This window comes from Mesorhizobium sp. M5C.F.Ca.IN.020.29.1.1 (assembly GCF_003997375.1).
Lineage (GTDB): Bacteria > Pseudomonadota > Alphaproteobacteria > Rhizobiales > Rhizobiaceae > Mesorhizobium > Mesorhizobium wenxiniae.
In genome coordinates, this window is sequence record NZ_RZSW01000374.1 from 1 (window position 1) to 6,321 (window position 6,321).

At 61.8% G+C, this 6,321-nt stretch carries 6 protein-coding genes and 1 pseudogene; 6 read left to right on the forward strand and 1 reads right to left on the reverse strand.

Translation table 11 applies throughout. The features are described 5' to 3' along the window. From EOA85_RS24455 to EOA85_RS24475, 5 genes and pseudogenes are all read left to right on the forward strand, one after another. Positions 1-481: pseudogene (locus EOA85_RS24455) on the forward strand (DNA polymerase III subunit delta'); the annotation flags it as partial. Between the two features lie 81 nt (positions 482-562). Further along, the gene (metG, locus tag EOA85_RS24460) at positions 563-2,116 is read left to right on the forward strand and encodes a methionine--tRNA ligase (RefSeq protein ID WP_127211479.1); all 1,554 of its coding nucleotides are present in this window, start codon (positions 563-565) and stop codon (positions 2,114-2,116) included. Beyond that, positions 2,116-2,910 carry a TatD family hydrolase gene (locus EOA85_RS24465; protein WP_127211480.1) on the forward strand — a complete coding sequence of 265 codons (795 nt, stop codon included), beginning with the start codon at positions 2,116-2,118 and terminating at the stop codon, positions 2,908-2,910. The genes metG and EOA85_RS24465 overlap by 1 nt, the downstream gene beginning before the upstream one ends. 3 nt (positions 2,911-2,913) lie before the next feature. Next, positions 2,914-3,735, forward strand: coding sequence for an MBL fold metallo-hydrolase (locus EOA85_RS24470; protein ID WP_127211481.1), 822 nt, complete (start codon positions 2,914-2,916; stop codon positions 3,733-3,735). A 143-nt stretch (positions 3,736-3,878) separates the two neighbouring features. Beyond that, on the forward strand, positions 3,879-4,217 hold the full coding sequence (locus EOA85_RS24475) for a YbaK/EbsC family protein (protein WP_348627927.1): 339 nt from the start codon (positions 3,879-3,881) through the stop codon (positions 4,215-4,217). Between the two features lie 17 nt (positions 4,218-4,234). On the opposite strand, the gene EOA85_RS24480 is transcribed toward EOA85_RS24475, so the two are convergent. Further along, positions 4,235-4,894 carry a TetR/AcrR family transcriptional regulator gene (locus EOA85_RS24480; protein ID WP_127211482.1) on the reverse strand — a complete coding sequence of 220 codons (660 nt, stop codon included), beginning with the start codon at positions 4,892-4,894 and terminating at the stop codon, positions 4,235-4,237. 243 nt (positions 4,895-5,137) lie between these two features. Here EOA85_RS24480 and EOA85_RS24485 point away from each other — a divergent pair, with 243 nt between their 5' ends. Next, positions 5,138-6,085, forward strand: coding sequence for a homocysteine S-methyltransferase family protein (locus EOA85_RS24485; protein WP_127211483.1), 948 nt, complete (start codon positions 5,138-5,140; stop codon positions 6,083-6,085). Positions 6,086-6,321: the final 236 nt, after the last annotated feature.

Sequence of the window (6,321 nt, forward strand, 5' to 3'; positions counted from 1 at the left end):
CTGTCAGATGGTGCGGCTGACGCCGCTCGACGCCGAGAGCCTGATGACGGTTCTGGAGAGCGTCGAACCACCGCCGCCGGACGATCCCGCGGCGCGCGCGGCACTGGCCAAGCGGGCAGGGGGCAGCGCGCGCACCGCAATCCTGTTGACGCAGTATGGCGGGCTGGAAATCGCCGAGACGCTCGACGCCTTGGCGACAGCAAGAAAGAGCGATGTTGCCGGTGCCTATCGCCTCGCGGAAGCGGTCGCCGGTCGCGACCAGGCGATCCAGTTCGATATCTTCAATCGCCGTGCGCTCGACCTGCTCTCGACCGGGGCAAGCCAGGCCGCGCTGGCGGGCGATCTGGCGCGGGCGAAAACGCTGTCGGATACTTGGCACGAGGCTTTGAACGCTATATCTGAAACCGACACCTACAATCTCGACAAAAAGCAGCACGCCTTGACCATGATCGACCGCTTGAATTCTGCAATGCGAATGTGACGGCCCATCGGGATGGCAATCGCCGTTTCGATGCGATATCTCACCGGCATCTTTCATTCAGACATTCATGACGGCTCATCCATGGCACGCGATAAATACTACCTCACGACGCCGATTTTTTATCCGAACGGCAAGCCGCATATCGGTCATGCCTACAATGTCATCGCCAGCGACACGCTTGCCCGCTTCCAGCGGCTCGACGGCAAGGACGTCTTCTTCGTCTCGGGGACCGACGAGCACGGCTTGAAGATGCAGCAAACGGCGGACGCTGAAAGCCTGACGCCGAAAGCGCTTGCCGATCGCAATTCGGCGATCTTCCGCTCGATGCTCGAAGCGACCGGCTGTTCTAACGACGTTTTCATCCGCACCACCGAGGAGCGCCACTACAAGGCCTGCCAGGCGATCTGGACGCGCATGGCGGAGAATGGCGACATCTACCTCGACCGCTATAGCGGCTGGTATTCGGTGCGGCAGGAAGCCTATTTCGACGAGGCCGAAACCAAGGTCGGCGACGACGGCATACGCCGCGAACCGCTCGGCTCGCCCGTCGAATGGACCGAGGAAGAGAGCTATTTTTTCCGCCTTTCCGCGTATCAGGACAGGCTGCTCGCGCTCTATGAGAGCAGCCCCGAATTCATCGGTCCGCCGGAGCGGCGCAACGAAATCGTCAGCTTCGTCAAATCCGGGCTGAAGGATCTGTCGATCTCGCGCACCACGTTCAAATGGGGCGTGCCGGTGCCGGGCGACGACAAGCATGTGATGTATGTCTGGGTCGACGCACTGACCAACTACATCACGGCTGCCGGTTATCCGGATACGGCCAATGACAGATGGTCCTTCTGGCCGGCGAACGTCCACGTCATCGGCAAGGACATCGTCCGCTTCCACGCCGTCTACTGGCCGGCCTTCCTGCTGTCGGCAGGAATCGAACTGCCGAAGCGCGTGTTCGCGCATGGCTTTTTGTTCAACCGCGGCGAGAAAATGTCGAAGTCGGTCGGCAATGTCGTCGATCCGTTCGCGATGATCGAGCATTACGGCCTCGATCAGGTGCGCTATTTCTTCATGCGCGAAGTGCCGTTCGGCCAGGACGGCAGCTACAGCCACGAGGCCATCGTCAACCGCACCAATGCCGACCTCGCCAACGATCTCGGCAATCTGGCGCAGCGCTCGCTGTCAATGATCGCCAAGAACTGCGGCGGCATGGTGCCGAAGCGCGGTGAACCGAACGATGCCGACAAGGCGATCCTCGACCAGGCAAGTGCTGCCCTTGTCACCGCGCGCAGGACGATGGCCGAACAGGGCATCCATCTGGCGCTGGCGGCGATCTTTGGCGTGGTGGCCGAAGCCAACCGCTATTTCGCGGGGCAGGAGCCGTGGGCGCTGAAGAAGACCGATCCCGCGCGCATGGAAACGGTGCTGTGGACGACAGCCGAGGTGATCCGGCGTATCGCGATCCTTTGCCAGCCCGTCGTCCCGACCTCGGCGGCAAAGCTCCTCGACCTGCTGGCGGTGCCGGCGGACAGCCGCGATTTCGCGCATGTCGCCGAGGGTCACGCGCTGGTTTCAGGTACGGCTCTGCCGGCGCCGGAACCGGTGTTTCCACGCTATGTCGAGCAGACGGATGCAAGCGTCTGATGTTGGTCGACAGTCACTGCCATCTCGACTTTCCGGATTTCGCAGAGGAGCGGGCGGCCATCCTCGCGCGCGCTTTAGCCGCCGGAATCGGTCGTATGGTGACGATCTCGACGCGTGTGAAGCGGTTCCAACAAGTACTTGAGATCGCTGAATCTTTCGACGAAGTGTATTGCTCGGTCGGCACCCATCCGCACAACGCCGCCGAAGAGCTTGATGTGACTGTCGAGGATCTTGTCCGGCTATCCGCTCATCGCAAAGTGGTGGCGATCGGCGAGGCCGGGCTCGATTACTTTTACGATCATGCGCCGCGCGTTGCCCAGGCGCAGGGTTTTCGAACCCATATCGCCGCCGCGCGCGAGACGGGCATGCCGCTGGTCATCCATTCGCGCGACGCCGACAGCGACATGGCTGATATCCTCGAGGATGAAACAGGGAAGGGCGCCTTCCCCTTCATCCTGCACTGTTTTTCGTCCGGGCGCAGGCTGGCCGAAGTCGGCGTGGCGCTGGGCGGCTACGTTTCCTTTTCCGGCATCCTGACTTTCAAGAATTCGGCCGAGCTGCGCGCCATCGCCGCCGATGTGCCACGTGACCGCCTGCTGGTCGAAACCGACGCGCCATACCTCGCGCCGATACCCTTTCGCGGCAAGCGCAACGAGCCTGCCTATGTCGCGCATACAGCCAAGGTGCTGGCCGAAACGATCGGCGTCAGCGAGGCCGAGATCGCTGACGTCACCACGGACAATTTCTTCCGGCTGTTCAGTAAGATGCCGCGCCCAAGCGCGCTGAGCACCTGACGCATGAGCGACCGGCTGCGCCTCACCATTCTCGGCTGCGGCTCATCGCCGGGCACGCCCCGCATTACTGGCGACTGGGGCAATTGCGATCCGGCCAATTCGAGGAACCGGCGCATGCGCACCGCAGCGCTCGTCGAGCGGATCGCGGCAAACGGCGACAAGACCACCGTCGTCATCGACACCGGGCCGGATTTCCGCGAGCAGATGCTGCTGGCAGCGGTCAGGCGCATCGATGCGGTCGTCTATACGCATCCGCATGCCGACCATATCCACGGCATCGACGATTTGCGCGGCTTCGTGCTCGAGCAGCGTCATCTGATCGATATCCACGCCGACCAGCCCACCATGCTGCGGTTACGGGAAGCGTTCGGCTATTGTTTCGAAACACCGCTAGGCAGTTCCTACCCGCCCATCGTCGAGCCCCATATCATCGACCACGCCAGGCCGGTGGTGATCGAAGGCGAGGGGGGTGCCCTCACCCTCGAGCCGCTGCCGCAAATCCATGGCGACATCATATCGCTTGGTTTTCGTATCGGCGGGCTCGCCTATTGCCCCGATATCAGCGATTTCCCCGACGCTACGGCCGAACGGCTGCGCGGTCTGGACATGCTGATCATCGACGCGCTGCAATACAGGACGCATCCGAGCCATCTTTCGCTCGGCCAAGCACTCGACTGGATCGAAAAACTTGCGCCGAAAAAGGCCGTGTTGACGCATATGCATGTGCCGCTCGACTACGCCACGGTGATGGCGGAGACGCCGGCCGATGTCGAGCCAGCCTATGATGGTATGATGATCGAAATCAATTTTGAATCAGCAGGATAGGTTCGGTTCTTCATGGCTGGCAGCATCGATCGCGTGACCAAGGCAGCAGCCGATGCCGGCCTCGACATCGAAATCAGACGCATGGGCGCCTCACACGCACCGCCGAGGAAGCCGCCGCGCAATGCGGCTGCACCGTTGCACAGATTGTCAAATCGTTGGTTTTCCAAGGACAAGCTAGCGGAAAGCTGTTTCTCTTCCTGGTTTCCGGCTCCAATCAGCTGGATCTAGCCAAGGCTGCCGCACTGACCGGCGAGCCGCTGGAGCGCGCCGACCCACGGCAGATCCGCGACGAAACCGGCTTTGCCATTGGCGGCGTAGCGCCGATCGGCCACCTGATCGCGATCCCGGCGTTCGCCGACAAAACGCTGCTCGATTTCGACCGGGTATGGGCAGCGGCCGGCGCGCACGACGCGGTGTTCGCCGCCGAGCCACATGCAATGGTCAAAGCAGCGCAAGCCGTCGTAGCGACCCTGGCAGCCTGACTCGAACGTGCCGGACCCTATTCGGCGGCGATGGCGGTGGGGGCGGTTGGCAGCATGATGTCGGGCGCAGCCGGCGCAAACAGCATCTTTACGACGCTTCGGAAGGCGAGGATCTGGCGTCCGAGGACACGGGGATCGCCGAGCCCCCGCGACATGATGATGCCGCCATCGATCACACAGGAGAACATGATGGCCACGTCGTCGAGATCCATGCCTTTGCGGGCAGGATAAACGGTCGCGATCTCGTTCAGCGCATCGCGAAAACGCCCGTTCCAGGAACGTACGGCGTCGGCGGCGATGTCGCGAACGTTGCGGTCGAAGAGGCGCTCCTGATAGGTGAACGTCGCGATCAGGCAGCCGGGGTGGCCGTTCGGCAGGTCGCCCATCAGCTCGGCAAGCAGCTTGAGCGTGATCAGGAACGACTGCAACGGATCATCGGACAATTGCCGGCCGCGGTGAAACACCTCATCGAAGATGCGGTCATTCTCCTCGACGTAGCGCAGCATCAAGGCGCGGGCGAGTTCGTTCTTGTCCTTGAAATGATAGAAGAAGCCGCTCTTGGTGATGCCGGCTTCGGCGATCACCTCCTCGATGGAAGTCGCGCCGAACCCCTTGGCGAGCACCGAGGCCTCGGCGATCTCCAGAATGCGTTCGCGCGTTTCCGCACCCTTGCGCATGACCGAATGCCCTCAAATCAACTGTACCGGCGGTTTGGTTTTCACACCCGCCAACATCGGCACCGATAGCAATACGACCGACCCAGCGCAGCTATCCATCTGTAGTTGCTGCGGTTTCCGCTTCGGTGGAGTACCGGACCACAAGCCTTCTACCGCACCGACGGCACGTGCTGCTAAAACTTGCCTATTCCGAACCGGCCGCCACCAGGGCGGCACGGTGTTATCTTACCACTGGAGACACACATGGCCAAGTACCGCCAGAATCTGCCGCAACTCGCCAACAGAACATTCCTGAGCGATGGCGGCATGGAAACGACTCTCATCTTTCACGAAGGCCTCGACCTTCCGCACTTTGCTTCCTTCACGCTGATGGCAACGCCTGAAGGCCGGCAGAAGCTCAAGGAATATTACGTCCGTTATCTGACCATTGCGCGCAGGAGTGGGACCGGCTTCATCCTCGACACGCCGACGTGGCGAGCCAATCCCGATTGGGGAACCTTGCTCGGCTACGGGCCGGAAGCGCTACGCGCCGTCAACGAGGCCTCGATCGAGCTTCTTCTCGACCTGCGCGAGGAGTTCGAGACCGCCGAAACGCCCTGCGTCATCAGCGGCGCGATCGGACCGCGCGGCGACGGCTACAAAGCCGGCAAGATGGATGCCATCGAGGCGGAAGCCTATCACGCGGTGCAAATTGAGAGTTTCGCGCGGACCGAAGCCGATATGGTGTCGGCCTACACGCTCACCAATTTCGAAGAGGCAATCGGCGTGGCGCGGGCGGCCAAAGCGCATGCCATGCCCTGCATGATCTCGTTCACCGTGGAGACGGACGGGAAGCTGGTGACCGGCATGGCGCTCGGCGAGGCGATCGACAGGGTCGACGACGCGACGGATGGTGCGCCGGCCTACTATATGATCAACTGCGCCCATCCGACGCATTTCATGCAGGCGCTGAAAAAGGGCGAGCGCTGGGTCGATCGCGTCTATGGCGTAAAGGCGAATGCTTCGGCCAAAAGCCATGCCGAACTGGACGAATCGGAAACGCTCGACCCGGGCGATCCGGACGATCTCGGGCGGCGCTACAGCAGGCTGACAGCTTCGTTTCCGACGATGCGCATCCTGGGCGGCTGCTGCGGCACCGACCACCGGCACATCGCGGCGATCTGCGGGGCCTGCGTGCCGCAAGCGGCGTAGGAACCTGTGTGCGTCCTAGGAGACACAACGCTACCAGCCGCAGTTCCGCTTAGGGAACAAGGAACTGCGGTTGGGCCGAAAGCACGCAATCAAAACCGCATCCCAGTTCCATAATCTATCTTATGCGACTATCTTGAGTACTCGAAGGTAAGCGAACCCCAACCGAAACCGAAAGGAAAATGGGGTCGTGAAGAATGTCCTACTTCGAACCATCGTCGTTCCGCTCGCCTCGCGCG